Genomic DNA, 25,665 nt, shown 5'->3' on the forward strand with positions numbered 1-25,665 from the left:
CCGCCTCCTCATCGCGACCGCCTCCGGGTCGGGTCGGCGACGTCCCGCAGGCCGTCGGCGATCAGGTTCACCCCGATCACCAGCAGGATCAGCAGCACGCCGGGGGCGATCGCGCCCAGCGGGGCGGTCAGCACGGTCGCCTGAGCCTCCTGGAGCATCCGCCCCCACGACTCGTTCGGCGGCGGCGCGCCGAGCCCGAGATAGGACAGGCTGGCCTCGGCGAGTACCGCGACGCCGAGCTGGAGCGCGAGGTTGACCACCAGGGTCGGCCACACGTTCGGCAGCACGTGTTCGAGCACGATCCGCGGCCACGAGGTGCCCGAGGTCCGCGCGGCGGTGACGAAGTCCTGAGAGAGGATCCGCTTGACCAGTACCCGGGTCAGCCGCGCCACGACCGCCGACGAGCCCAGCCCGATCGCCACGATGGCCGAGGCCAGTGACGCACCCCGGGCGGCGACCAGGAGCATCGCCACCAGCAGGACGGGGAAGGCGATGAGGATGTCCAGCGCCGCGGCGATCGCGTCGTCCAGCCACCGGGTCGCGAAGCCGGCCGCGAGCCCCGCGGCGACACCGAGGATGCCGCCGAGCGCGACCGCGCCGGAGCCGACCGCCAGCGCGATCCGGGAGCCGATCATCAGCTGGGTGAACAGGTCGCGGCCCAGCTTGTCGGTACCGAGCAGGTGACCGCCGCCGGGTCCGGCGAGCCGGCCGCCGGACACGTCGGACGGCGGGTACGGCAGCCAGAACAGCGACACGATCGCCAGCGCGACGATCAGGCCGGCCAGGACGCAGCCGACGGTGAGGGTGACCGACCGGCGCCGCCGCGCGGGCGCCCGGACCGGAACGGAAACCGAGGCACTCATCGCACCGCCTCGCTACGCTCGCCGGCACGATGAGGCACGATCGCGCTGCGCCCCCTGATTCGCTCGCTACGCTCGCTCATCGCGAAGCCGCCAGGTGGGGAGCTCGCAGCCGAGGATCGATGATGCGCTGGGCGAGGTCGGCGAGGAACCCGATCACCAGGACGGCGAACGTACTGACCAGCAGGACGCCCTGGATGACCGGGTAGTCGTGCTCGGCGATGCCCTGCACCAGCATGCTGCCCAGGCCGGGCAGCGCGAACACACTCTCCACCACGACCGCGCCGAGGAACGTCGTGGCCAGCTCGATGCCGAGGATCGAGATGACCGGCACGGAGGCGTTGCGGATGCCGTGCCGCCACATCGCCGACACGAACGACGAGCCCAGCGCCCGGGCGGTACGCAGGTAGTCACTGTCCAGCACGTCCAGGGTGGCGGAGCGCACGTACCGGATGAGCGACGCGGACATCACCAGTGCCACCGTGACCACCGGCAGGATCAGGTCGTTGAGCGCGGCGCCCGGGCTCGCCCAGTCGTCCTGCGGGAACCCGCCGGCCGGCGCGAGCCGGAGCTTGAGGGCGAAGACGGTGATCAGCAGTACGCCGACCCAGAACACCGGTACCGCGATGCCCAGCTGGGACAGGCCGCCGAGCAGCGCCCCGTACCAGCGGCGCGACCGGTACGCCGCGACGAACCCGACCGGTACCGCGATGACGACCGCCAGCGCGAAGGCCAGCAGGGTCAGCGGAACGGTCACCACGAGCCGCGAGGCGATCTGCGGCCCGACCGGCAGCGTACTGACGAAGGAGTGGCCCAGGTTCAGCGTGGCGACCTGGCCGAGCCAGGTCACGAACTGCTGCGGCAGCGGCTGGTCGGAGCCGATCTCGTGGCGGGCGGCGGCGATCTGCTGCGGGGTGGCTCCGACCGACAGCAGCGCGTTGGCCGGGTCGCCGGGCAGCAGCCGCAGCAACAGGAACAGCGCGACGCTCGCCAGGAACAGCGTGACGACCAGGAACGCCACGCGCCGCAGCAGGTAGGGGACCACCGCACATCCTTCCGGCCCGGGTGCCGGCCGGCAGCGTGAACAGGCCGGCCGGCGCCCGGGTGGGGGTCAGCTCTTCTTGATGTCGTACACGTAGAACTGCGAGTTCAGGCCGTTGAGCGGGTACCCGGTCAGGTTCGTGGAAGCGACCACGATCTGCGGGTACAGGTACAGCCAGTCGCTCGCCGCGTCCTTGGCGATCTGCTCGTTGACCTTCTTGAGCAGGGCGGTCTGGTCGGCCGCCGTGGCGGACTGCTCGGCCTGCTTGACCCACTGCGTCACCTGCGGGTTGTTGTACCCCCAGTAGAAGCTCGGGTCGCCGTACCAGACCACGTCGCGGTCGTTGACGTGCTCCTGCATCGTCGCGACGAAGTCGTGGTTCTGGTACACCTTCGTGTACCACTGGTCGGCCGTGATGATGTTGATGTTCACGGTGATGCCGACCTTCGCCAGCTCCGCCTTGATGAACGTGGCCGCCGCCGGGTGCGGGTCGTAGTTCGGGGTGTCCAGGGTGAAGGTGAACCCGTTCGGGTACCCCGCCTGCGCCAGCTCCTGCTTGGCCAGGTTCACGTCGTACGGGTTGACCTTCGTCAGGTCCTCGTACCACGGGTCGGTCGGCGGGACCATCGAGCCGATCAGCGACCCGTAGTTGCCCCAGATCGACTGCAGCAGCTTCTTGTCGTCGATGGCCGAGGTGACCGCCTTGCGCACCAGCGTGTTGTTGAACGGGGCGACCCGGTCGTTGAACGCCAGCAGCAGCTTGGTCGTCGAGTGGCCGTTGTTCACCTTGTAGTTCTTGTTGTTGGTGAACTGGCTCAGCGCGTCCGGGCTCTGCTCACTGGTGACCACGTCGACGGCGTTGGTCAGCAGGGCGTTGTTCAACGCGGTCGCGTCGGTGAAGTAGTGGAACACCACCTGCGCGTTGGTGGCCGAGGTGCCCCAGTAGCCGGCGAAACGCTTCAGGCTCAGCGTCGAGCCGCGCTTCCAGGTACCCACCTGGTACGGGCCGGTGCCGTCCTCGGTCGTGGTCAGGTTCTTCGCCTCGTCGTTGAAGATCCAGACGTACGAGAGGTTGTAGACGAACGAGATGGACCGGCTGGCCAGGGTGACCACGACCGTGTTGTCGTCCGGGGTGGCGATGTCCTTCACCGCGGTGAAGCTGCTCTTGCGCGCCGACTGCGAGTCGGGCGCCAGCACCTTGTCGATGCTGTACTTCACGTCGGCGGACGTGAGCGCCTTGCCGGAGTGGAACTTGACGTCCTTGCGCAGGTTGATCGTGTAGGTCAGCCCGTCGGAGCTGACCTGGTAGCCGGTCGCGAGCAGGTTGGACACCGAACCGTCGTCGTTCAGCTTGAACAGGCTCTCGTACACGTTGCCGTTCAGCGCCTCGGTGACGCCCTGCCCGCCGCCGGCGGTGTCGTCCAGGTTCTGCGGCTCGTACAGCGAGCCGACGTTGATGGTCGAGTTCGTGTCGGTCGAGCCGGCCGACGAACCGCCGTTCGGGTTGGTGCCGCACGCGGCGAGCGCGAGAACGGTCGCTATGGCGGCGCCGAAAAGCGCCACCGCCTTCTTGTTCACGGGAATCTCCTGTTGCCGACCCTCAGGCCGGAGGGAAGTGGACGTGCTGACCGGGTCAGCTGGTGTCAGTACGGGTGGTAGCCGTCGCGGAAGACTGGCTGCTTCTCGCCTGCCTGTACCGGCATGCCGAAGCGGTTCTGCCGCGGCGGCAAGGGACAGTTGTAATGGGCGGAGAACCCGCACGGTGGGACGTAGGCCCGGTTGAAGTCGAGCACGACCCGGTCGCCGCCGGCCTCGTGCGGCACCACGAGGAACCGGCCGGAGCCGTAGGTCTCGCGGCCGTTGGTCGAGTCGCCGAAGACCAGCAGCAGGGTGCCTTCGTCGTCGAAGGCGTGCAGCACGTAGCCGGTGCCGTCCAGGGTGAAGCTGATCTCCCCGGGTACCGCGAGGTCGCGGGTACCGCCGTTGTCCTTGATGTGCTCGAACGGCACCGAGTGCGCGCCGGGGATGGGGGAGTACGTGGCCTCGATCACCCAGTCCGGGTTGAACGGGAAGACGTCGATGGTGACGAAGTTCTGGATCGCCGGCGAGTTCGCGTCCCAGAGCCGGATGCCGTGCTCCGGCTCCCCGGTGTCGATGTCGAGCCGGGACAACGTGGTCGCGGTCACCGTCGCGGGCGCTCCGGCCAGCGCCTCCTCGGGCGACTGGCGTTGCCCGGGTTCGAGCCACCGGGTCTCGACGAGCGCGAGGTTGCCGGTGGGGGTGACGACCTTGGCCAACCGAGCCGCCCGCCAGGCATCCCAGCCGTCGCGGGCAGCCTCGATCGTGCGGGCCGATGCGAGTCCGGGCATGCGCGAACATCTCACTTCGTGTGCGGCGGGCCGGAGCCCGGTGGGCGGTACGGGCGCACGGGCCGGCGGCCCGCTGGCTGGCCGGACACATGTAAGCAGCACTATGTCCAGCAGGCAAATACCCTACAGCGATAGTCGGCTTTCGACCTCTGCGTCGAGCCGGCCCGGGGCGGGAACTCGGGTCGAGGAGGCCCCCGGCCCCGCAGTTATGCCCGGTTTATCGCCCTATTCGGGGATGAACCACGCCGCCGGATGGCAGGGCTGATGTGATCAACGAGTCAGCCGGCGAGGCACTCGCACCCCCGGGCCGAGCGCCGTGAGCGCCGGGGCTAGCCTGGATGGCAGGTCATGAGTGCCAGCGTTCAGCCCCGGCTTGCTGGCCGGCAACCCTCGTGTTCGCGGTGGGGTGCCCCGGGTGAGGACCGGGCCGGCGGCGACCGCCGCACGGCAAGCGCGGACCCTCCCCGGGGTCCTGCATCGCTGGAGGAGACCCGATGTCGTTGACCCTGTCCCGCCCTTCCGCGCCGCCGGTGCCCGCTGTGCCGCCGCGTTCCGTGCCGCCTGCGGGCGCCGTCGCGGCCGTGCCCGCTACCGCGGCTCCGATGGCCGAGCGGGTCGCCGCGCCGTCGCCGGCAGCCACACCGGCCGATACGGCGTCGGCTCTGTCGGCCGCGCCGGGCGCCGGCCTGACCGAGGCCGGCGCCGGATCGGGGGCGGACGGTGTCGCGCCCGCTGCCCTGCCCGGCCTCGCCGTGCTCGGCGACCAGTTGCCGGTCACCCTCGCCGACGGCCGCACGGTCGACTACGCCAACCTCGACTACGCGGCCACCGCGCCGTGCCTGTCCGCCGTGGCCGACGCGGTCAACGAACTGCTGCCCTGGCACGCCAGCGTGCACCGGGGCGCGGGAGCGGCCTCGCGCCGCTGCACGCTGGCCTACGAGCGGGCTCGGCAGAGCGTCGCCGACTTCCTCGACGCCCGCCCCGACGACCACGTCATCTTCACCCGCAACACGACCGACGCGCTCAACCTGCTCGCCCGGGCGCTGCCGGAACAGACCACGGTGGTCGGCTGGGCCGGCGAACACCACGCCAACCTGCTGCCCTGGCCCAGGTTCGTCCGGCTGCCGGTACCCGACTCACCCGACGCCGCGCTGCGGTCGCTGGCCGCCGCGCTGGCGGTCCTCTGTGCACCAGTCCGGCCCGGCGCGCCTGGTGCCGCGTCAGGACCCGGATCAGTCGCTGGTCCTGTGCTCGTCGCGGTCACCGGGGCGTCGAACGTCACCGGCGAGGTCTGGCCGGTCGAGCGGCTCGCCGCGGTGGCTCACCGGTACGGGGCGCGGATCGCGGTCGACGCCGCCCAACTGGCGGTGCACCGGCCGGTGTCGTTGCGCGAGTCCGGAGTGGACTATGTGGCGTTGTCCGGGCACAAGCTCTACGCGCCGTTCGGCGCGGGCGTGCTCGCCGGACGGGCCGACTGGCTGGACGCCGCCCCGCCATACCTCGCCGGTGGCGGCGCGACCGAGCACGTCGGCGACGCGACCCACGACGTCCGGTGGCACACCGGGCCCGCCCGGCACGAGGCCGGCACGCCGAACCTGCTCGGCGCGGTGGCCCTCGCCACGGCGTGTGAGCGCATCGCGGCCGCCGACCGGCGCGCGATCGACGAGCGGGAGCAGGTGCTGCTGCGCCGGCTGCGCGACGGGCTGGCGCAGCTGCCCCGGGTCGCCGAGCTGCGCGCGTTCGCGGCCGACCACGACCGGGTCGGCATCGTGAGCTTCGCCGTCGCGGGCGTGCCGGCCTCCGCGGTCTCCGAGCACCTGGCCAACCGGTACGGCATCGGAGTGCGCGACGGCCTGTTCTGCGCGCACCCGCTCGGTCGCCGGCTGCTGGGGGAGGCGTCCGCCCGGCTGGGCCTGCCGCTGGGCGGCACCGCGGTCCGGGCGAGCATCGGTCTCGGTACCACGCCGGAGCACGTGGACCGGCTTCTGGCCGGGCTGCGCGAGCTGGTCGACGCGGGCTGACTCCGTGCCCGGCACCGGGCGCGGGAATGTTCGCACACCGGCGGGGCTCGCGCCAGAGCACGAACCCGCCGCGAGTTGTGGCGCGGCGGCGCTGGCCGGCCGTCCGATCGTGACGGGTGGCCGGCGACACCGATCCGTGCGGACGCACCCAGGTCCGGCTGCCGACCGCCGGCGGGTGCGCTCGACGACGGTGGTACGGCACACCCGGCGCTACGGTTTCCGTGACCGGGCGACGCTCGTCGACCGGCCGGGTACCGGCGGCTCCGGCCGTCCTGGCGTGGCCGGTGGCAGCACCGGCCGCCCGGGTGTGCGCCACCACCGCCCGATCCTGTCGGCGGTCGACCGGTTGTCCCGATACCGGCATCCGGGCAGCCAGGGGCCTCGATGCGGTACCGCTTCCGACAGTCGCTCCGATCAATGTGGACAGTGCCGCGATCGCCGGCCCGCCAACGACCGCGGCGTACGGGACCGAAGCTGTCGCCCTACCGCGTCACCGGCAGTAGGATCCTCGAACCGGCGTGGACGGTCCGCAACGTCCCCGACGAGTCGGGGTTCAGGCTCCAACGGGGAAAGCAACTCGAGGTCACCTGGACCCGGATGCGGTGCCCGGCCAGGAATGTGTGCGCGGTCGACCACAGATCGACGGTATGTTCGCCGGACCTCCTCCGGGTCGAGCCGGTGGGCTCGCGGATGCGCAGCATGCCGTCGGTGACGTTGCGGGACACCCCATCGGAGTCGACGTCGCAGAGCCGGACCACCCAGTCGGCTGGAGCCACGCCGGAGGACGCGACGATGGTCGCCGTGACCCGGCCGATTACCTCGATCGGCCGATCCAGCGGGGCGCCGGTGTAGGTGAGCACGTCCGGCCTGCGCTCCACGAGCGCCTGGTCGATCGGGCCCGCCGGGTAGCCGGCCGTCATCAGCAGCGGGCCGCCGAGGGCCGGCACAGGGTCCGCCGCGTCGTACCGGAGTTCCGTAGCCGGCTCGCCCGCCGGCGGCGGTGCCTCGGTCAGTTCACCGCCGGACCGCAGGTACCAGACGGTCGGCGTAGACGGCGGCGGCCAGCCGGGCAACGTGTGCCACCGGCCGGTACCCATGACAAACACCAGTACCGACGGCGGCCCGGGGCGCCGCAACCAGTCCAGCGCGATACCGCGCACGCCGATCGCGCCTGCCGCGGCGTGGTCGCCGAAGTCCACCTCGCCGACCCGCCCGCTCTGGTTGTTGTGTGACCACGGCCCGACGATGAGCGCGTCGGTGTCCGACCGGTAGTTGTCCAGGCTGCCTTGCAGGAAGGAGTCGTACCAGCCGGCCACGATCAGGGCCGGGACACCGCCCCGGCCGGCCTGCGTGGGCGGTACCGGACGCGGCAGGCGCAGGCGGTCCACGACGGACGGATCCCAGAACCTGTCCGAGTTCAGCGCCTCGGTCAGCTCGCCCGCGTCGACACCGCGCCGCCGCAGCACGTCGTACCCGAGACCCAGCGTCCACTGCCCGATGAGCCCCAACTCCTCGGCGCCGCCCCGGGCGGTCAGCCCGTCCGAGGGATCCGACCAGGTGAAGGCGGGCACGGCGGCCACCAGTTCCGGCGGCGCGGCGGCCATCGCCGCCCACTGCGTGTACCCGAGGTAGCTCGGCCCGTACATGCCGACGCGCCCGTCCGCTCCGGGTAGCCGCGCGGCCCACCGGACCGAGTCGTACCCGTCCTCGCGCTCGTGGAGCAGCGGCACCCACTCGCCGCCCGACGCGTACCGGCCCCGCACATCCTGTACCGCGACGGCGAACCCCGCGCGGGCGGCGCCGGGCGGGTCGAGCACGTCGAGGATGCCCGGATCCCGCTTGTCGTACGGGGTGCGCACCAGCAGCGTCGGCCACGGGCCGCCGCCGGCCGGCCGGTATACGTCGGCACGCAGCACCGTGCCGTCGCGCATGGTCGCCTCGACATCGACCTCGACGTCGACCTCACCGTGGGCCCGTTCGGCCGAGTTCACTTGTGACCTCCCGGGCCCGCGTCGCCGGCGATTCAGCTGAACGAGTCGGTTCAGGCGATGGAGATGTCGTCGACGTAGCCCCGGTACCCGCCGGAGCCGCCTGGCTGGTCGTACCCGATCAGGATCCGGTTGACCTGCTTGTCGGCGTCGTGCGCGGCCAGATTGATTGTGACGTGGTTCCACGCGTCGAGGGTCAGGTGCCCGCACTGGTGGGCCGGGTGGGCGAGGTTGCCGTTCTGGTCGGTGGCGCCCGAGTCGCGCAGCGTACTGCCGTCGGTGAAGATGAGGTCGACGGCCGCGCAGGTGCTGTTCGTCGAGCCGGCCGTCACGTACGGCGTCGTGGCGTTGCTCTGCGGATAGATCCAGTAGCTGAGTGTCTTGCTGGTGCCGATGGCGAGCGGGCTGGCGCTCAGGTCGAACACCTTGAGGTACGCGTGCGCGCTGCCGCCCTGCGCCGACCCGGAGTACATCAGGGCGCTCGAACCGGAGTGGACCGTCTCACCGCTGCGGGTACTGGCCTCCGGTCCGGACAGGCCACAGCACAGTCCGGTGACGGCGGACACTCCACCGCCGGTGGAGTCCACCGTGTCGGTCCAGGTGGGCTGCGGGTTGCCCGATTCGAACCCCGAACTGAACGTGCTGCTGGTGGGGCCGCTGCCGCCGCCCAGCGGCTGGCTCAGTTCCTGCTGGATGGCGGACAGCGGGGTACCGGCCGGGGCCAGGTCGATGGTCTCGTTGACGGCGGTGCCGATCGTGATTTTCGTGCCGGACAGGGTGCCCGCGTCGGTACCGTTGCGGTACAGCTCGATGCCGTGCCCCGGCCACGGGTTGGTGAACGTGTAGTTGCCGCCCCTCTGGCTGACCACGCGCACGTACTGGACGGCGTTGCCGGCGATGCTGCTGGAGACCAGGAAGTCACCGTAGGCGAGCAGGTCGCCGAACTTGCCGTTGGTGCCGGCGGGCCAGTCGGGGAACACCTTGACGTCGTTCTGGAAGGACTGCAGCAGCATCTCGTCCAGCCCGGAGGTGACGACGTTGAGGTTCTCGATGCCGCCGCCGCCGTGGTGGACGGCCAGGTTCGGGTAGCTGTTCGCGGTGGCCTCGGTGTCGAGGTTGGACAGGATGGTCGACGGGTTGTAGCCGACCCGGGCCGCGGCGGCGTAGAAGGTACCGGGCGCGTTGTCGCCGTGCCACCGGGCCAGTTGGTCGACCGTGTTCCGGGCGGTCTGCTGAAGGCCCGGGTCGCTGTCCAGCCCGACCTGGCTGCCCGGGTACACCGCCTGGATGGCGATGTCGTTGCCGTCGTTGACCCAGTCCGTGCCGACCGACGTCTCCCGGAACACGCTCTGGTTGTTGCGCGTCATCGTGGGCAGCGGTGCCAGATGCGCGTTGATGTCCTGCCAGGTGGCGCGCGTCGAGGGGTCCTGGTTCAGCGCGGTGCTGATGTCGATGAGACCCTGGAACAGCAGGTGCACCAGGCCGAGCGAGAGGATGCTGTTGGTCTGCGGGTACGCGTTGTCCTCCTGCGGCGCGTCGTTGGTGATGTTGTACGTACCCGACGAGTCCCGCGTGAGGTAGTTCTGCCAGAACAGGCCGACCTGCTTGAGGAACGGGTACACCGTGCCGGCGTACGAGGTGTCCCGGGTGTACTCGTACCGCATGACCATGTCGCTGGCGAGGTTTGCCGCGTTCGACTTCTGGTTGTGCAGGTTGGTGTCGGCGCTGGTGCCCTTGGGGGAGATGCCCACCGGGTACAGCACGCCGCTGAACCCGTTCTGTGCGGCCAGCGCCTGCCCGGCTGGCATCCAGTCCAGTACCGCCTGGTCGTACGCGGCCATCTGGTCGACGTGGTTGGTCGACAACGCGGCGTAGAACGGCGTCTCGTAGTTGTAGTTGGTGTGGTAGTCGCCGTTCCAGTTCATCGCGCCGGTGATCCAGTTACCCCACAGCCCGGGCGCGTACTTGCCCGGCCGGGACACACAGCCGAGCAGGTACAGCGAGCCGTACCAGCTCCTCTCGACGGCCTTGTCCGGGAGCTCGACATAGGAACGCGACCAGTAACTTTGCCACCAGCCCTGGTGTGTCGAGTTGAGACTGTTCACTGTGGACTGGGTGAGCGAGCTGACCAGCGACACGGCGGCCGACTGGTACGAAGAGGTGTCGATGCTGCTGGAGATCCCGGCCACGAACGTGTACGTGACGCCGGGCTGGAGGGTCACGCCGATCTGGTTGCCCGAGATGGTGGACGTCCCGCCGATGATCCGGGCGGCCACCCGGGCCTGGGGACTGCCGTCCGCCGAGACGTCGGCGGACAGCACCCCGCCGCTGGACGAGACACCGGGCGCGCCGCCCGAGCCGTTCTGCAGGGAGATGGTGGCCGCCTTGGTGGTGCCGCCGGACAGCGCGATCGACGTGACGAAGAGGTTCTCGGTCGCGGAAACCCAACTCGTGGTGGAGATCGTGGATCCGCTGAGCGTGTACGTGCCCTGAACAGCCGCGTGCGCGATGTCCTGGACGACGTGGTAGCTGGCGCCGGACATCCCGGGTACGGCCAGCACGATGCGGCCCAGCGGCCGGATGGCGTGCGAACTGGCGGAGAAGAAGTCGTTCTTCCCCAGGTAGAACGCCTGGTTGGTGATGGAGCCGCCGACCGCCACGCCGACGTCGCCATTGCCCATCAGCGGGGCGTCGACCGTACCGCCGCTGGTCAGGTTGGTGGGCGGGGAACCCCAGACCCCCTGGTACTGCTGGACGATGCGCATGGCCTGTGTCGCGGTGACTGAGTCGGCCGCGGCGGGCCGCTCGCCGGCGACGGTGAGCACGGCGCAGACCAGCAACGCCGCGGCGGCCGCGCCGCCCGAGCGGAGGGCGACTGGTCGGGGTCGTCGCGTGGCGCCGGACGCGCCGGGCCAGACGGGTCGGAGTCTCGTGAGCCTCGTGGACACGCTGCCTTCCTTTCGGACTCTCGCCGCGGAGGCCCCGTGCCGAGTGCAGACATCGGATGTCTGTACCATCTCTCGCCCTTACTGTGGCGACAATTTGGCTCAGGGCAGCGGCTGTGATGAGTGGGACGGATTGAAACAGAGGCAAACGTAGGATGTAAGAGGCATTGATAGACGTTGATCAGACGGTTGTCAAGGGGCTACGGTGCCAGCTCCCCGGAACCGCGGGGGATGAGTGTCGTCGGTACGGTGACCGTCTGCACCGGCCGGGACGGGTCCGCCGCGCGCGCCTGGAACAGGTCTATCGCCGTACGCCCGATCTCCGCCTCGCCCTGAGCGACCACGGTGAGCCCCGGCCGCAGCAGATCCGCCAGCGCGAAGTCGTCGAACCCGACCAGCGCGATGCTGCCGAAGTCACCGCCCAGTTGGCGGATCACCGCGACTGTGGTGGAGGCGTTGCCGGTCAGGATCGCGGTGGCCGGCTCCGGGTCGGAGCGCAGCCGGTTCAGTGCCGCCGCGATCCGGGCCGGATCGATGGGCCCGGGGTGAACCATGCCGGTGGCGGCGGAGCAATGCGCGCGCAGGCACTCGTGGAACGCCACCGCACGTTCGTGGCCGGTGTAGATGCGCTCGTCGTCGCCGATGTATCCGATGCGCCGGTGCCCCTGACGTACCAGGTGTTCGAACGCGAGGGCGATGCCACCCCGGTTGTCGCTCAGCACGGTGTCCACCTCGACGCCGGTGGCCGGCCGGTCGAAGGCCACGACGGGCATCCCCGAGTCGATCTCCGGCTGGAGGTACCCGTGGTTCTCCGCGATCGGCTCGATGATGATGCCGTCCATCCGGCGGCGGCACATCGACACGACCGCCTCGCGCTCGCGCTCCTCGTCGTCCTCGGTGGACATCGCGACCACGGTCAATCCGGCCGCCCGCGCGGACTCGTCGACCGCGCGGAGCACGGGGTGCGCGTCGGAGATGTTGCGCACCGCCGCGCCGATCGTGCGGGTGCGGCCGCTGCGCAGTTGCCGCGCGCGCTCGTCGGGCTGCCAGTCGAGCGTCTCGATGGCTCGCCGGATCCGGTCGGCGAAGTCCTCGCCGACGGTCGCGTCGCCGTTGACGAAGCGCGACACGGTCCGCAGTGCGACTCCGGCCTCCCGTGCGACGTCCGCCATCGTTGGCCTGCGCGGCTGCGGGCGACCGTGGTTGCTGAGGGAACCGGCTCGGACCACTCCACTTCCTCTCGCTCAGTGGTTCACGGTGGGATGGCGGCGGGCCGAGATTGGTTTGTGACCGCCCGAAGGCTTGACACGCCGTCGCGAAACCTTACTGTAACTCCCGAGATAACGTTATCTCGTTGCGCCGGCCAGGTAAATGCCTGCGGCGTCGATGCCCGAATAGTCCCCGCCCCACCGGACCCGAAAGGACGGCCATGTTCCGACGGTGTCTCACCGCGGCAGCGGCCGTCAGTCTCCTGCTCCTCGCGGCGTGTTCGAGTTCGCCGTCCTCGAGCGGGGCTGATGGCAAAGTCACGCTGACCTACCTGACCTTCAACACCCCGTCGCTGACGCCCACCTTCTGGAAGAACTCGATCGCCGCCGCGCAGAAGTCGGTACCCGGCGTGACCATCAAGCAGGTGGTGGCTCCGAACACCGACCGCGACTCGTACGCCAAGCAGCTGAAAGCGTCCGGCCAGTTCCCGGACCTGCTGCAGTCCATCACGCCGTCGCAGTACACCAGCGCCAACCTGCTCCAGCCGTACGACCAGTCCTGGATCGACGCGAACTTCCTGCTGCCGCAGGGCAATGCCATCAAGGGCAAGGTATACATCCCGCCGACCAACTCGCAGATCATCCCGCTGGTCTTCTATAACAAGCAGCTGTTTGCCAGGGCCGGCGTGCAGCCGCCGAAGACGTGGGCGGACTTCCTGGCGGTGTGCGCCAAGCTGAAGTCGGCAGGCGTCACGCCGATCGAACTCGGCGGCAACGACCCGTTCGCCGCAGCCGTCCCGCTGACCGGTGCGATCAGCGCCGACGTTTTGGGCAAGGACCCGAAGTGGCTGCAGGAGCGGTACGCCGGCACGGTGAAGTTCGCCGATGCCAACGTGGTTGCCGCGGCGACGAAGATGCGCACCCTCGTCAGCGACGGCTACTTCGAGAAGGGCGCGCTGAACGTGAGCTACGCCGACTCCATCACCCAGTTCAACGACGGCAAGGCGGCCATGTACCCGATGGGGAGCTGGTACCTCGGCTCCGTGCCGAAGGACGCCTGGGACAACATCGGGGTGTTCCCGTGGCCGACCGACGACGGCTCGGTGGTCGTACCGTTCGCCGTGGGAGGCTCGATGGCCATCAGCACCCACGCGCCGGACATCAAGGCGGCCACCGCGTTCGCCGAGTCGTGGTCGCTGTCCCCGGACAACCTCAAGGCACTCATCGAGGGAGACGGCGCGTTCCCGATGCTCAAGGGCAAGACGCTCGCCGACTACAAGGTGAACGTGAGCCCGGTCTTCACCGACTCATACGGCTACGTGACCCAGACGAACAACAAGGTGAGCTCGATCGGTTGGGCTACCAACGACGACGCCATGCCTGGGTCGCTGAACAACGACTTCTACGCCGCGGCGCAGGCGCTGTTCAACACCGCCGACGTGGCGGGCCAGATGAAGAAGCTCGACAGCGCCTGGAACACGGCCAGCAAGTGACGATCGCGTCGGGGCGGGTCCGGCTGCGGACCCGCCCCGACCGGAAGAGGAGACGGCGGACTGTGAAGTCGCGCTCACGGTGGCTCCGCGACGTCAGGAACGACCTCGGTCTGCGCCTGATCGCCGCCACGGCCCTGTTGCTGTACGTCATATTCATCGTCGTACCGGTGCTGATGAGCCTGCACAGCAGCTTCACCGACGAGAACCCGCTGCAGTCCGGCAGCAACTTCATCGGGCTGGCCAACTACCGCACCATGGTGCACGACGGTGAACTGCACGCCACCGTGCTGTACACGCTGGCCCTGGCTCTCGCGGTGACGGTCGTGGCCAACGTCGTCGGGATCGCGTTCGCCGTGCTACTCAACCGCAGCAAGCTCAGCTACCGGGTACTGCGGACGGTCGCGTTCCTGCCGCAGGTGGTCTCCGGCGTGATCGTGGGCTTCGTCTGGAAGACCATCCTCACCGAGGACGGCCTGCTCAACAACGCGCTGACCCGGCTGCACCTGGTGAAGGAGCCGGTCGACTGGCTCGGCACGCCGCACATGGCCCAGCTGTCCGTGGGCATCGTGGTCGCCTGGGTGCTGTCCGGGTTCACCACGGTGGTGTATCTGGCGGCGCTGCAGAACATCCCGCCCGAGCTGTACGACGCGAGCTCCATCGACGGCGCCACCAGCCGGCAGCAGTTTCGGATGATCACCCTGCGGCTGGTCGCACCGGCCACCACCATCAGCGTGACCATCTCCCTCATCACCGTGCTCAAGCTGTACGACGTCATCACCGTGCTCACTTCCGGCGGCCCGGCGAACGCCACCGAATCCACCGCGCAATACATCGTCAAGCTCGCCTTCACCAGCGATCGCTTCGGGTACGCCTCGGCGGTCGCGATGGGGCTGCTCCTGCTCTCCGCGGTCATCGCCCTGTCCGTCACGAGTTTCCTACGCCGCAGGGAGATCGACCTGTGACCACCGCGCAGACCTCGCCGCCCGCCGTCGCGCGGCCGGCCCTCGCGGCCGGGCGCGCGCCGCACCGCCGCGCCCCACGAGTGCCCGGAACGGCACGGCTCATCGCCGCCATCCTGGTGATCCTGGCCTTCGTCAGCCCCATCTACCTGACGGTCGTCAACGCCTTCAAGCCGGAGCGCGACATCGTCAGCGACCCCGCCGCGCCGCCGATCCACCCGACCCTGTCGAACCTCTCGACGGCGCTGAGCCGCCCGGACCACCTGCTGCAGTTGGGCCTGCGCAACTCGGTCATCACCGTGGTCTGCTCGGTGCTGCTCTTGATCCCGCTCGGCTCCGCGTTCAGCTTCTACATCTCGCGCCGGCGCACCCGACTGCGCGCCGCGATCCTCGCTCTGCTCGCCGCCGGCCTGATGATCCCGCCGCAGGTCGTGCTGCTGCCGACCATTCACATCCTGACCCTCGCCGGGTTGGACCACACGTACCTGGGCCTGATCCTGTCCAACGTCGGCGGCGGGTACCTGTCCTTCGCCGTGTTCGTCTACGTCGGCTTCATGCGCGCCATCCCTGAGGAGATCGTTGAGGCGGCACGCATCGACGGCGCCGGCGGGTTGCGCATCTGGTGGAAGATCATCATGCCTCTGGTGCGCCCGGCCACCGCCACGGTCGCCATCTTCCTGTCTCTGTGGATCTGGAACGACTTCCTGAACCCGCTGTTCATCCTCGGACCGTTGCAGGGCCAGACCATCACCACCGGCCTGTACCTGTCGGTGGGGCAGTTCCAGATGAACTACGGCCAGCTGTTCGGCATCATGTTCCTCGCGGGCGTCATCCCGGTCGCCGGATACCTGGTGATGCAGAAGCAGTTCATCGCCGGCCTGACCGCGGGATCGACGAAGTGAGCGCCGCGACGCCCGGCGCGCCGGCCGGTGACGGGCTGCCCGACGGCGTACCGGACCTCGGCGACGTCGCCGGAGACTGGGTCGACGCCGCCGACCTCGCACACCTGCCGTCCCTGCGTAACCAGTGCGGCCAGGCACACGTGAACGGCGATCTGACCTCGCTGTCCTGGCTCGCCGCGCCGCCGTACTCCTGGGGATACCACAGCGGGAGGCTGCGCGTGGACGGCGCGGTACCCGACGCGCAGCGGTACCGCTGGAAGCCCTGGGGTGTCCAGCGCGAGCACACCTCGGGCGGCGTACGGCTGCGTACCGACACCCGGATGGTGCTCGGTCGCGACCTGGTGCTGTGGCAGGTCGAGGTGACCAACGGCGGCCCCCACCCGGTCGAGCTCAGCGTCTCGCAGGACCTCTTCGCCATGCTGGCGCACACCGAGACCGGCTGGGGCTGGCTGTACGACGTGCCGTGGACGGCCGGCAACTACCACGACTTCATGACCCTCGAACGGATCCGGGCCGGCGCCCCCTACCTGCTCGGCCACGGTACCCGGCGCCTGCGCCTGGGCAGGCCCCGGCTACCCGGTATCCAGCGGGACGCGGGCACCGAGGCGATGTCCCTGGAGTACGAGCTGCCCCGGCACGTCAGCCAGGACACCGTGTACCCCCACCGGAGTTCTGCGACGGCGACCGTACGCGGCCTCCGTTACCGGGACATCGACCTGGTGCCCGACGAGGTCGTACTGGAGCCGTCGAGCGAGGTGGCCGCGGGCGACATCGAGTTGAGCGCGGGCAGCGCGCTGCGGTTCGAGCTGCGGCTGGACGCCGCGGACCAGACCGGCATCGTGCTGACCCACGGCAACCATCCCGACTCGTTGCAGGTCGGTGTCGACGCGGGCCGGTTGTGGTTCGGGATCGCGGGTACCCGGGAGAGCGTCGAGCGGGACATCGCCGTCGGGCGCTGGTACACGGTCGCGGTCGCCCTTGGCGACGAGCGGGTGGCGCTTCTTCTGGACGACGAACAGGTCGCGGTGACCGGGGACTGGACGGACTCGCCGCGCTGGAAGGCCCTCTGCGACCGGACCGGAGTGTCCATCGCGGACAGTCTGTCGCCGGCCCGTGCCGCGTACGCGTTCGACACGCCGCCCGACGCCGTCGAGGAGTTGGGTGCCGGGGCACGGGCCACCTGGAATCTCGCGATCGAGCCGGGCGACAGCCGGCGTTTCGGCGTCGTCTGCGCGTACGGCACCGACGCGGTCGACGTCGCCGCCGAGGCGGCACGGGCGGCGGCTGGCTTCCCGGCCGCGCTGGCCCGCACGGAACACGGGTACCGCGCGCTGTGGCGGGCGATGTTCACTCCAGGCAACGGCGAGTTCAGCGGCCACCTGCCGGCGTTGCGGGCCGCCGATCCTGGCATCGCCCGGTCCTACTACATGGGCGCCCTGCTGGCGCTCTACCTGCGCAATACCCGGATCAGCGACGCCGGCCCGATCTTCCTGACCGGCGGTCCGAGGCTCGGCCCGACCACCACGTACTTCTGGGATCACGCCGAGTGGAGCCGGCTGTACGCGCTGCTCGACCCGGCCGGTCTGCGTTCGTGGCTGCTGCGGGCGCTCAGCGGGCCGTACGGCGCCTCGTTCGGCTTCGACACCCGCAACGGCGGCCCGCTGGGCAACGCGTACGCGGCCACTGACTACGCCCTCTTCCGCCTCGCCGAGCACTACGTCTGTGTCACCGGTGACGTGTCGTTCCTGGACGAGCCGGCCGGTGGCCGCACCGTGCTGGAACACCTCGGCTCGCTCGCGCACGGCTGGCGGGGCAGGGGCGACGGAATCCCGGCCGACTTCGGTGCCGATCCCTGGCGGCTGCTGGAGTGCGTTCCCAACTACGTCAACGTGGTCGCCTCGTTCAACGCCGCGTATGCCGGCATGCTCCGCTCCTACGCCGGACTGCTGCGCCGCCTGGGACGTGACCGGGAGGCGAATACCGCCGACGGCGACGCGACCGCGATGAGCGCCGCCGTCCTCGACCTGTACGTGCCCGGTGGCCTGTGGCGGATCACGCATCCGTGGGGTACCGAGCCGATCGGCCACTGTCTCGACTTCGGCCTCGTCGCCGCGCACCTGCACACGGACCTCGACGAGCGGCAGCGTGGCGAGATGGTCGCCTTCGTCACCGACAAGCTGCTCGCGTCCACCTGGATGCGGGCCCTCACGCCCGATGATCCGGCCGCGCCACTGTCCAACCGGCCGGACCACGGTGCCGCCGGCGCGTTCTGCGCCTGGCCCGGCGTCACCGCGTACGGGCTGGCAAAGCTCGGCCGGGCCGACCTGGCGGCCGGCCTGCTGAGCCGGGTACACGCCTCGGCGTCCGGCGGCCTGTGGGGTCAGGCGATGGAGATAATCGCCGGCCCGAACGGAGAGTCGGTGCGGGTGGCCGAGGACGGAGTGTCCAACCGGGATTCCATCGGCGGGGTGGGCATCGCGGAGGCGGTGGTGTCCGGCCTGTTCGGCTTCGAGCCGTCGTTTGCCGGGCCGCCGATGGAGCTGCCGGACAGCATCGAGGTAACCGACTTCGGCCGGCTGTCGAACCTGAATGTCGGCCGGTGGCGGGGGTGAGGGCGCCGGGGCTCTAGCCTTCTGGCAGGATCCGGTACCAGCGCGACGGGTCGCCCGGTGCCGGGCAGAAGTCGTACCGGGTCCCGCCGTCGCGCACCGCGACCAGGCTCGCCGACGTGGACGCGTAGTCCCGCTCGGCGACGGTGCGCCGGACCAGCAGCGCGCGGGGGTCGCCGGGGTCGAGCCCGTCGCCGTGGAGCAGCGTCACCCAGTCTCCCCAGAAGTCCACTGTGGACCCGGAGGCTCCGGCGGCGGGGTCGGCCGCCGATCCGAGCAACGGCAGGAAGTGCGCCACGACCGGCTCGTCGACGAACCCCACCCCGCGGTTGACGATGACGTAGTCGCCGGGCGCGAGCGACTGGCTCACCAGATCGCGGCCGTCCCACGACCAGGCGCGCACCTCATCCGGCGTACCCCGGAGCAGGTGGAACCCGTCGTACCCGCTGGCGTCCGCCGGCACCCGGTCGCGCAGCGCGGACAGCGGCAGCGTGCCCCGGGTAGGGCGGTCGCCCTCGGCCGGGCGGGGCAGCCGCACTCCGTTGAGTACCGCGGAGACCCCCGGGCGGGACGGGTCGACCGCCAGCCACGTGCCGCCGGCCGTCCCGTCGCGGCCGCCGAGCAGCTCGTCACCCCAGTACCGGCCGGGAGGATCCCAGGCCCGGTCGACGAATTCGTCCCGGACCGCGGCGAGCAGCAGCGGCCAGGCGTTGCCCGGCGCGAACCTCAGCAGAACGGTGCACATGTCGATCGAGCGTAGCGCGGCGGCCGTCCGGGGGCGGGCCCGGACGGCCGAGGCCGGCTGCGAGCTATCGGCTGTAGCTGAGCCACACTCCGGCGGGGCGCCGCTGCTGCGGACCGCGCCGCCCGTAGTCGCAGACGCCGGTGGGGAACGCCGAGCGCAGCTCCGCCTTCTGGGCGGCGGTGAACGCGACCGGGTACCCGGCGAAGTCCAGCGGGCGCAACGCGCAGCTGAGCACCGGCATGGCCAGCGGTTCGCCGGCGACCAGCCGGGTGTTCGACCCGACCGGGAACAGGCTCGCGCACTGGCCGGAACCGCCGTACGAGAGCCGTTCGCGCACCAGCGTGCCGTCGTCGCGGAAACAGCCGTCCGAGATGTCGGCCGGCCGGTCGGTCCTCACCTTCGCCGGCAGCGGGCGACCGGAGCGGTCCGCGTCGATCGCGGACAGCCAGCGGTCCATCGCGGCCAACTCGTACACGCTCGCGGCGGCGGCCGTGGCCACACTGTTCTCGATGATGACCTGGTTGGCGGCGGTACCGGCGGCGGTCATCCGGGCCCGCATGACATACGACCACTCGGTGGTGTGGATGTCGTTGCCGAAGCCGGCCAGGTCGAGGTCGATGCGCTGGTCGATGACCGGGGTGCTGGCAAGGCCCAGGCCGCCGCTGTTGACCACGTCGTCCCGGTAGGAGGCGGCCAGCGCCTTCGGGTCGGCCGAGGAGCGCTGGGGCACCGGCTTGCCGGTGTAGTCGAAGCCGCCGATGCCCGCGTTGAGGTCGGCGAACTGCTGTGCGCTGATCTGGCCGTCCCGCAGGGCCTGCAGCCCGTACTGGACGCCCACGTTGTCCACCGGGCTGCGGGCGAAGCCGGTGCGGGGGTCGCGGCCGAGCTGGTTGACCAACTGTTCGGCGGCCGAGCACTTGACGCCGCTCGGGTTGGTGACCGGGTTCCACCGCAGCGCGACCGGGATGGACGAGTCGCAGCTGTCGGTCGCGGTGATCCGGCTGGCGAACGTCGCGTCCCAGGACACGCAGCTGTCGTACGAGCGGAAGCCGGACACCGCCTGCCGCTGCGCCGGGGTGAAGCCGGCGCCACCGGCGGCGAAGTAGCGGTCCAGCAGCCGGCAGTCGGCGACCGGCCCGGTCGTGGTGAACGGGTCGGTGAACGACACCCCGGGCACGATCCCGTCGAGGATGCCGGGGTACTGGTCGGCGATGTCGTACTGCTGGATCGCGCCACCCGAGCCGCCCCAGCCGATCGTGTGCGCGACCGGTCCGTACACCTCGATGAAGTGTTCCTTGACCATCATCGCCGCCTCGGCGGAGATGATGGTGCTGCAGTTGGTGTCCAGCACGTTGAGGGTCGACGACGCGACCGCGTACCCCTGTGCCAGGAACAGGTCATTGACCACGCCGCCGGTCGACGTGCCCTGGTGGAAGCCGCCGTCGCAGCCGCCGCCGAAGGTGTAGACCAGCCGCCGGTTCCAGCTCTGGTCAGGGCTCCACGGCACCGGGGCGGTCCCGTCGTAGAGGGCCGCGATCTGGTACACGGCGCGGTCGATGGTGCCCTGCTCCAACCGGACGACGTACGGCACCGCGTGCCCGTTCACCTGTGCGCTGGCAAGGTCCGCCGGGCGTGAGGCCGGATCGGCGAGCGGGACGAATGAGCCCGCCGTCGTCTTGTAGAGATACGAGACCTGGGTCGGGACCGCGCAGGCCGGCGGGTCGGCCGGCGGGAGCCCGAAGGACGGGGTCTGGCAGATGTACGGCAGCTGCTGGCTGCCGGAGAAGACCGGGCCGTTGACGCTGTGGTTGTCCACGGTCAGGTCGGCCCGCTGCCGGCCGCGGGTCGCGGTGATCCGGTGCCGGCCGCCGGCCATGCCGGTGACCAGGGCCAGCCAGGAGCCGTCCGGCTGGGCGTGGGCGACGGTGGCGCTCGGGTGCCCGTCGACGGCCAGCTTCGGCGTCCCACCCGAGCCGCTGACCCGGACGAGGACATCGCCGCCGCTGACCAGCGCGGGTCGCGGATTCGACACCGGCGTGACGGACAGCCGCGCGTCGTGTGACCGGTCGGCGCCGGCATAGCCGGGCGCGGCGGGTCCGATCAGGACAATGGCGGACAGGGCGGAAACGGCGATAGCTCCGGCGGTTCGTCTCATGGAGGCCCCCTCGCGAGTCGCTCTCGTGGGAACCCTACGACCGGGTAACAGCCCTGTCGAGATCGTCGTGCCGGTCAATGTGCGCGGGCGGCGGAAGTGGCGCCAGCGGCGCCAGCGGCCAACCCGGCGACAGCGGCGACCCCGGGGTAAGGTCGCCGCTGTCCGTCCAGTGTGGAGTATGTCGGGGTATGGCGGTATCGCGGTTCAGCGCCGCCGGATGAGGTCCGCGATCGCCGCGTACGCGCTCCGGGTCGAGCCTCGGTCGCCCGCATCGGCGGTGAAGTCGATGTCACCGCGCCGGGTCTTGATGACCAGCCGGCCGCCCGCGCCGCCCGCGCTGGTCGCGCCGCCCGCGCCGCCCGCGCTGGTCGCGCCGCCCGTGCCGCCCGCGCCGCCCGGGCTGGTCGCGCCGCCTGTGCTGGTCGGGCGGTCCCGCGGACGCGGCACGTTGCTCCGGATCAGCGTCTCGTCGAGGCCGCCCGCGGGGCCCTGCTGCCCGGTCACGCTGACGATCTCCGACACCGCGAACCTGTCCACCACCACCCGGTGCCCGATGCCCAGCTTTTCCCGCCCGATCGCGATGAAGGTGGGGGCGACCCACAGCACCGCCCGGGTACGCGAGGTTCCGCGGGAGGCGTTCAACCCGGAGCTGAACCCCTCGAACGATTCGAGGTTGTCAGCTACCTCGGGCCACATCTCGGACATCACGTCAACGACCCGCCTCGGCACTACCCACCTCCGGTTCCCCCGGTGCGCCCATTACTCAGCGTGGGCCGGGGGAGCGGGCGCGGCAATCGTCGGATTGTCGTGACCCCGCCCCGGAAGGCTCGATCCGTGCACCGGCACACGCGCCGGCCAGGCCCGTTCGGCCGACACCACCGGCGGATCAGCCCGGTGGTATTCGGCCACGCAGATGTCTCCGGGACACGGTGAGCCAGCGCCTCAACCTTTCCTCAACCTCACTCCCGAAGCATGGATCGCGCGTCAACGGAGGGGGGAGGAAGTTCCGGTCGGACGAGGCAAGGGCGAGTCGGACTCGCCGAACCCGTCCGGGACGCCCGGCCCGACGCACACCTCAGCTGGAGCGCCGCTGTAGTCGAGCCCCCCTCCGGATCGGGGTGGCACCCGGTACCCGGTACGTGCGCGCGGTACCCAGCCGGCCACCGGCCCACCGGTAGATCCGGTTGGCCCGATGGCTGAACGCCGCCGCCCGTACCGGGTCACGACCGGTCCGGTACGACGCGGCGAGCACGGTCAGCGCGTACCCGATGAGCAGCCGGTACCCGGCCGTCCGGCCGTGCGCGATGGCCTGGTTGGCGCTCTGCCGCGCATCGTCGAGGTGACCGAGTCCGATGTGGACGGCCGCGATGCCGATCAGCGCCTCGGTCTGGCCGCGCCGGTCGCCGGTCGTACGGGCCAGCTCCAGAGCCTGTCCGTGGGACTGGGCGGCCGCCTCGCCGTCGAGGAGCAGGCGGTAGATGGCGCCGAGCGTGTTCAGTGCCAGCGCCTCGATCCGGCGACCGCCGATCTCCCTGGCCAGCTCGAGTGCCGCGTGTGCCTGCCGCCGGGCCTCCGGGAACCGGCCCGCGTCGCAGTGCACCGCGGCGATGGTGAGCAGCGCGCTGGCCTCGTCGGCCCGGTTGCCGATCGTGCGGACCACGCCGACGGCCTTGGTGGAGTACCTCAGCGCGAGGTCCGGGCGGCCCAGGTCGTGATAGATCGAGCCGAGGTTGAGCAGGGCGTTGGCCTCGGGGCCCAGGCTGCCCAGCTGTTCGTGCAGGCGCAGCGCCTCGTGCAGGTACCCGGCGGCCCGATCCAGCGAGCCGATCTCCCACTCGACGTTGCCCAGGTTGCTCAGTGCGACGGCCAGCCCGACGGGGCGGTCGGCGGCCCGGTGCGCGGCCAGCGATGCCTGGTAGTTCTCGCTGGCCTGCCGCAGTTCGCCGCGCTCGACCTGGACGCTGGCCAGGTTGCAGAGGGTGCTCGCCTGGCCGGCGTGCCACCCGCCGTCCAGCGACAGCTTGGAGGCCATCCGGTAGCCGTCGACGGCCTCCGGGTACCGCCCGACGCTCCAGTTCAGGTCGGCGGTGCTCAACCAGGCCGACGCCTGCGCGGTCACGTCGTCCTCGGACTCGGCGGCCACCAGCCCGGCGCGCGCGGCGCTCAACCACTCCGGCGCGCACCGGCGCAGCCAGAAGTAGCCGCGCAGGGCGTCGGCGAGCCGCCAGGCCGGGCGGTGCGGGCCGTGTTGCGAGGCGTGTTCGACCAGCGCGACGAGGTTCTGCCGCTCGGCGTCCAGCCAGGCCAGCGCGACACCGTGCGCAGCGAACGACCAGTCTGGGTCGTGGCGCGGCGCCAGACGCGCCGAGCCGGACTGGTCGGCCCCGGGACCGGCCAGCTCGGACAGCCGCACCATCTGCGGGTACAGCAGGTCCGCGGCCGAGTTCACGCGGGCGAAGACGTGGTCGAGCACCCGCCGCAGCGCCGCCTCCCGCACCGCGGGCGGGTCCTGCCGCTCCGCCCGCTCGCCGGAGAGCAACCGCACCAGATCGTGCATCCGGTACCGGCCGCCCGCACCGCCCTCGACCAGGTGAGCCTCGACGAGGACGTCCAGCGCCGGATCCGCCGGGGCGTCGAGGAGCACACCGGCGACTTCGGCGGTGAAGTCCGGCCCGGGGAAGTCGCCGAGCCGGCGGAACAGCTCCTGCGCCACCGGGTCGAGCGCCGCGTACGACAGCTCCAGCGCCCCGCGAACCGCCGACTCCTGGTCGTTGCTCACCTGTAGCGCGTCGAGCCGGTTGCCGGCGGCCAGTTCGGCGGCGTAGTCGGCCAGGCCGCGAGCCGGTGCGCCGGCCAGGTTCGCGGCGGTGATCCGCAGCGCCAGCGGCAGGAACGCGCACAGTTCGGCGAGCCGGTCGACCGCCGCCGGCTCCGCCCGCACCCGCCGCTCACCGAGGACCGAGGCCATCAGGGTACGGGCGGCGTCGAGGGCCAGCACGTCGACCGTCAGCCGTTGGCCTCCGTCCCGAACCGTCAGGCCGCGCAACTGGTTGCGACTGGTGACCAGGACGGCGCAGCCGGGGCTGCCGGGCAACAGCGGCCGTACCTGGTCGACCCGGTGGGCGTCGTCTAGCACCACCAGGGCCCGCCGCCCGGCCAGCAGGCTGCGGTACATCGCCGCGGCCTCGCCCTCGTCCAGCGGTATCCGGTCCGGGGCAACGCCCAGCGCGCGCAGGAACTGAGCCAGCGCGACGATCGGTGGCATCGGCGGCCCGCCGGCGAAGCCGCGCAGATTGACGAACAGCTGCCCGTCCGGGAACCGGTCGGCGACCCGGTGCGCCCAGTGCACGGCCAGACTGGTCTTTCCGACGCCGGCACATCCCTCGACGGCGATGAGCAACCGGCCCGGTCCCGGTCGGTCGGTCTCGGTCGCGAGGGCCGCGTCGAGCGCGTCGAGTTCACTGCCGCGTCCGGTGAAGTCGCCGATCGCCGCGGGAAGTTGGCGGGGCGTCGGGAAGACCGGCGGCGCCGCGGCCTCGGACACCGCGACCTTCGGCACCGCGACCTCGGGCACCGTGGGGGCCGGCCGAGCGGTCAACTCCGGGTCGTTGGTCAGGATGCGCCGGTGCAGCGCGATCAGTTCGGTGCCCGGGTCGAGACCGAGCTCATCGGCGAGCCGGCCCCGGGCCCGGGTGAACGCCCGCAACGCGTCGGCCTGCCGGCCACCCCGGTACAGGGCCAGCATGAGCTGCTGGGTCACCCGCTCGTCCAGCGGATGCGCCTCCGCCAGGTCGTGCAGTCCGGCCAGCAGTTCGGCGTGCCGGCCGCCGCGCAGGGCGAGGTCGTTGCGGCGCAGTTCGGCGGTGAGCCGCTCGTCCTGCAGCGCGTGGCGCAGGTTTGCCAGCCACGGGCAGTCGGTGTCGGCGAACGCGGGTCCCCGCCACAGCGCCAGTGCCTCGGTCAGGGTCGCCTCGGCCCGGCCGGCGTCCGCCGACTGGGCCTGCGCCGTCAGCCGCCGGAAGCGGTGCAGGTCGATTCGGTCGCCGTCGACGACCAGCCGGTACCCTTTGGAACGGCGTTCCAGCGTCACAGCCTCACCGGCGGGACCGAGTACGGCGCGGAGCCGGGCGACGTACCCGGACAGCACGTTGCGTACCCGGTTCGGCGGCTGGTCGCCCCACACCCGGTCGATGAGTTGCTCGGTGACGACCGTGCGGTTCGCGTCGACCAGCAACACCGCCAGCACACATCGCTGTCTCGGATGTCCGGTGGGCAGGACCGTTCCGTCGACGACGAACTCGACCGGCCCGAGGACCCGCAGTTCCATCGACCGCCTCCGGCTCGGCCATTGGGGCATCAAGGATCGCAC

General features: G+C 71.0%; 16 protein-coding genes and 1 riboswitch. Of the genes, 5 read left to right on the plus strand and 11 right to left on the minus strand.

The window, feature by feature from the left end:
- Window positions 1–8 precede the first annotated feature (8 nt).
- The 4 genes from Raf01_RS19240 to Raf01_RS19255 form a co-directional block, all read right to left on the minus strand.
- Window positions 9–863, minus strand: a complete 855-nt coding sequence (locus tag Raf01_RS19240; protein ID WP_203919309.1) for an ABC transporter permease — start codon at window positions 861–863, stop codon at window positions 9–11.
- Window positions 864–939: 76 nt separating this feature from the next.
- On the minus strand, window positions 940–1,905 hold the full coding sequence (locus Raf01_RS19245; protein ID WP_203919310.1) for an ABC transporter permease: 966 nt from the start codon (window positions 1,903–1,905) through the stop codon (window positions 940–942).
- Between the two features lie 66 nt (window positions 1,906–1,971).
- The gene (locus Raf01_RS19250; RefSeq protein ID WP_239133736.1) at window positions 1,972–3,480 is read right to left on the minus strand and encodes an ABC transporter substrate-binding protein; all 1,509 of its coding nucleotides are present in this window, start codon (window positions 3,478–3,480) and stop codon (window positions 1,972–1,974) included.
- A 65-nt stretch (window positions 3,481–3,545) separates the two neighbouring features.
- Window positions 3,546–4,271, minus strand: a complete 726-nt coding sequence (locus tag Raf01_RS19255; protein ID WP_203919311.1) for a DUF1684 domain-containing protein — start codon at window positions 4,269–4,271, stop codon at window positions 3,546–3,548.
- Window positions 4,272–4,615: 344 nt separating this feature from the next.
- Window positions 4,616–4,731: riboswitch (SAM riboswitch) on the plus strand.
- 142 nt (window positions 4,732–4,873) lie between these two features.
- Here Raf01_RS19255 and Raf01_RS19260 point away from each other — a divergent pair.
- Window positions 4,874–6,292, plus strand: coding sequence for an aminotransferase class V-fold PLP-dependent enzyme (locus Raf01_RS19260; RefSeq protein WP_203919312.1), 1,419 nt, complete (start codon window positions 4,874–4,876; stop codon window positions 6,290–6,292).
- 482 nt (window positions 6,293–6,774) lie between these two features.
- On the opposite strand, the gene Raf01_RS19265 is transcribed toward Raf01_RS19260, so the two are convergent.
- The 3 genes from Raf01_RS19265 to Raf01_RS19275 all read right to left on the minus strand — a co-directional run bounded on the left by Raf01_RS19265 (window position 6,775) and on the right by Raf01_RS19275 (window position 12,397).
- The gene (locus Raf01_RS19265; protein WP_239133737.1) at window positions 6,775–8,283 is read right to left on the minus strand and encodes a CocE/NonD family hydrolase; all 1,509 of its coding nucleotides are present in this window, start codon (window positions 8,281–8,283) and stop codon (window positions 6,775–6,777) included.
- Window positions 8,284–8,333: 50 nt separating this feature from the next.
- Window positions 8,334–11,228, minus strand: a complete 2,895-nt coding sequence (locus tag Raf01_RS19270) for a glycosyl hydrolase family 95 catalytic domain-containing protein (protein WP_203919313.1) — start codon at window positions 11,226–11,228, stop codon at window positions 8,334–8,336.
- 197 nt (window positions 11,229–11,425) lie between these two features.
- Window positions 11,426–12,397 carry a LacI family DNA-binding transcriptional regulator gene (locus tag Raf01_RS19275; protein ID WP_203919314.1) on the minus strand — a complete coding sequence of 324 codons (972 nt, stop codon included), beginning with the start codon at window positions 12,395–12,397 and terminating at the stop codon, window positions 11,426–11,428.
- Between the two features lie 257 nt (window positions 12,398–12,654).
- On the opposite strand from Raf01_RS19275, the gene Raf01_RS19280 reads away from it, so the two are divergent.
- From Raf01_RS19280 to Raf01_RS19295, 4 genes are all read left to right on the plus strand, one after another.
- On the plus strand, window positions 12,655–13,926 hold the full coding sequence (locus Raf01_RS19280; RefSeq protein ID WP_203919315.1) for an ABC transporter substrate-binding protein: 1,272 nt from the start codon (window positions 12,655–12,657) through the stop codon (window positions 13,924–13,926).
- 62 nt (window positions 13,927–13,988) lie between these two features.
- Window positions 13,989–14,888: a carbohydrate ABC transporter permease gene (locus Raf01_RS19285; protein ID WP_239133738.1), complete on the plus strand. Its 900-nt coding sequence runs from the start codon at window positions 13,989–13,991 to the stop codon at window positions 14,886–14,888.
- Window positions 14,885–15,787: a carbohydrate ABC transporter permease gene (locus Raf01_RS19290; RefSeq protein WP_203919316.1), complete on the plus strand. Its 903-nt coding sequence runs from the start codon at window positions 14,885–14,887 to the stop codon at window positions 15,785–15,787. The genes Raf01_RS19285 and Raf01_RS19290 overlap by 4 nt, the downstream gene beginning before the upstream one ends.
- Window positions 15,784–18,399, plus strand: coding sequence for a glucosidase family protein (locus Raf01_RS19295; RefSeq protein ID WP_203919317.1), 2,616 nt, complete (start codon window positions 15,784–15,786; stop codon window positions 18,397–18,399). The genes Raf01_RS19290 and Raf01_RS19295 overlap by 4 nt, the downstream gene beginning before the upstream one ends.
- A gap of 13 nt (window positions 18,400–18,412) precedes the next feature.
- On the opposite strand, the gene Raf01_RS19300 is transcribed toward Raf01_RS19295, so the two are convergent.
- From Raf01_RS19300 to Raf01_RS19315, 4 genes are all read right to left on the minus strand, one after another.
- Window positions 18,413–19,141, minus strand: a complete 729-nt coding sequence (locus Raf01_RS19300) for an NRDE family protein (RefSeq protein WP_203919318.1) — start codon at window positions 19,139–19,141, stop codon at window positions 18,413–18,415.
- A 64-nt stretch (window positions 19,142–19,205) separates the two neighbouring features.
- Window positions 19,206–21,296: a DUF6351 family protein gene (locus Raf01_RS19305; protein WP_203919319.1), complete on the minus strand. Its 2,091-nt coding sequence runs from the start codon at window positions 21,294–21,296 to the stop codon at window positions 19,206–19,208.
- Between the two features lie 204 nt (window positions 21,297–21,500).
- Window positions 21,501–22,001: a hypothetical protein gene (locus Raf01_RS19310; RefSeq protein ID WP_203919320.1), complete on the minus strand. Its 501-nt coding sequence runs from the start codon at window positions 21,999–22,001 to the stop codon at window positions 21,501–21,503.
- A gap of 370 nt (window positions 22,002–22,371) precedes the next feature.
- On the minus strand, window positions 22,372–25,623 hold the full coding sequence (locus Raf01_RS19315; protein WP_203919321.1) for an AfsR/SARP family transcriptional regulator: 3,252 nt from the start codon (window positions 25,621–25,623) through the stop codon (window positions 22,372–22,374).
- Between the last annotated feature and the right edge of the window lie 42 nt (window positions 25,624–25,665).

The sequence above is a fragment of the Rugosimonospora africana genome (genome assembly GCF_016862975.1).
GTDB lineage: Bacteria > Actinomycetota > Actinomycetes > Mycobacteriales > Micromonosporaceae > Rugosimonospora > Rugosimonospora africana.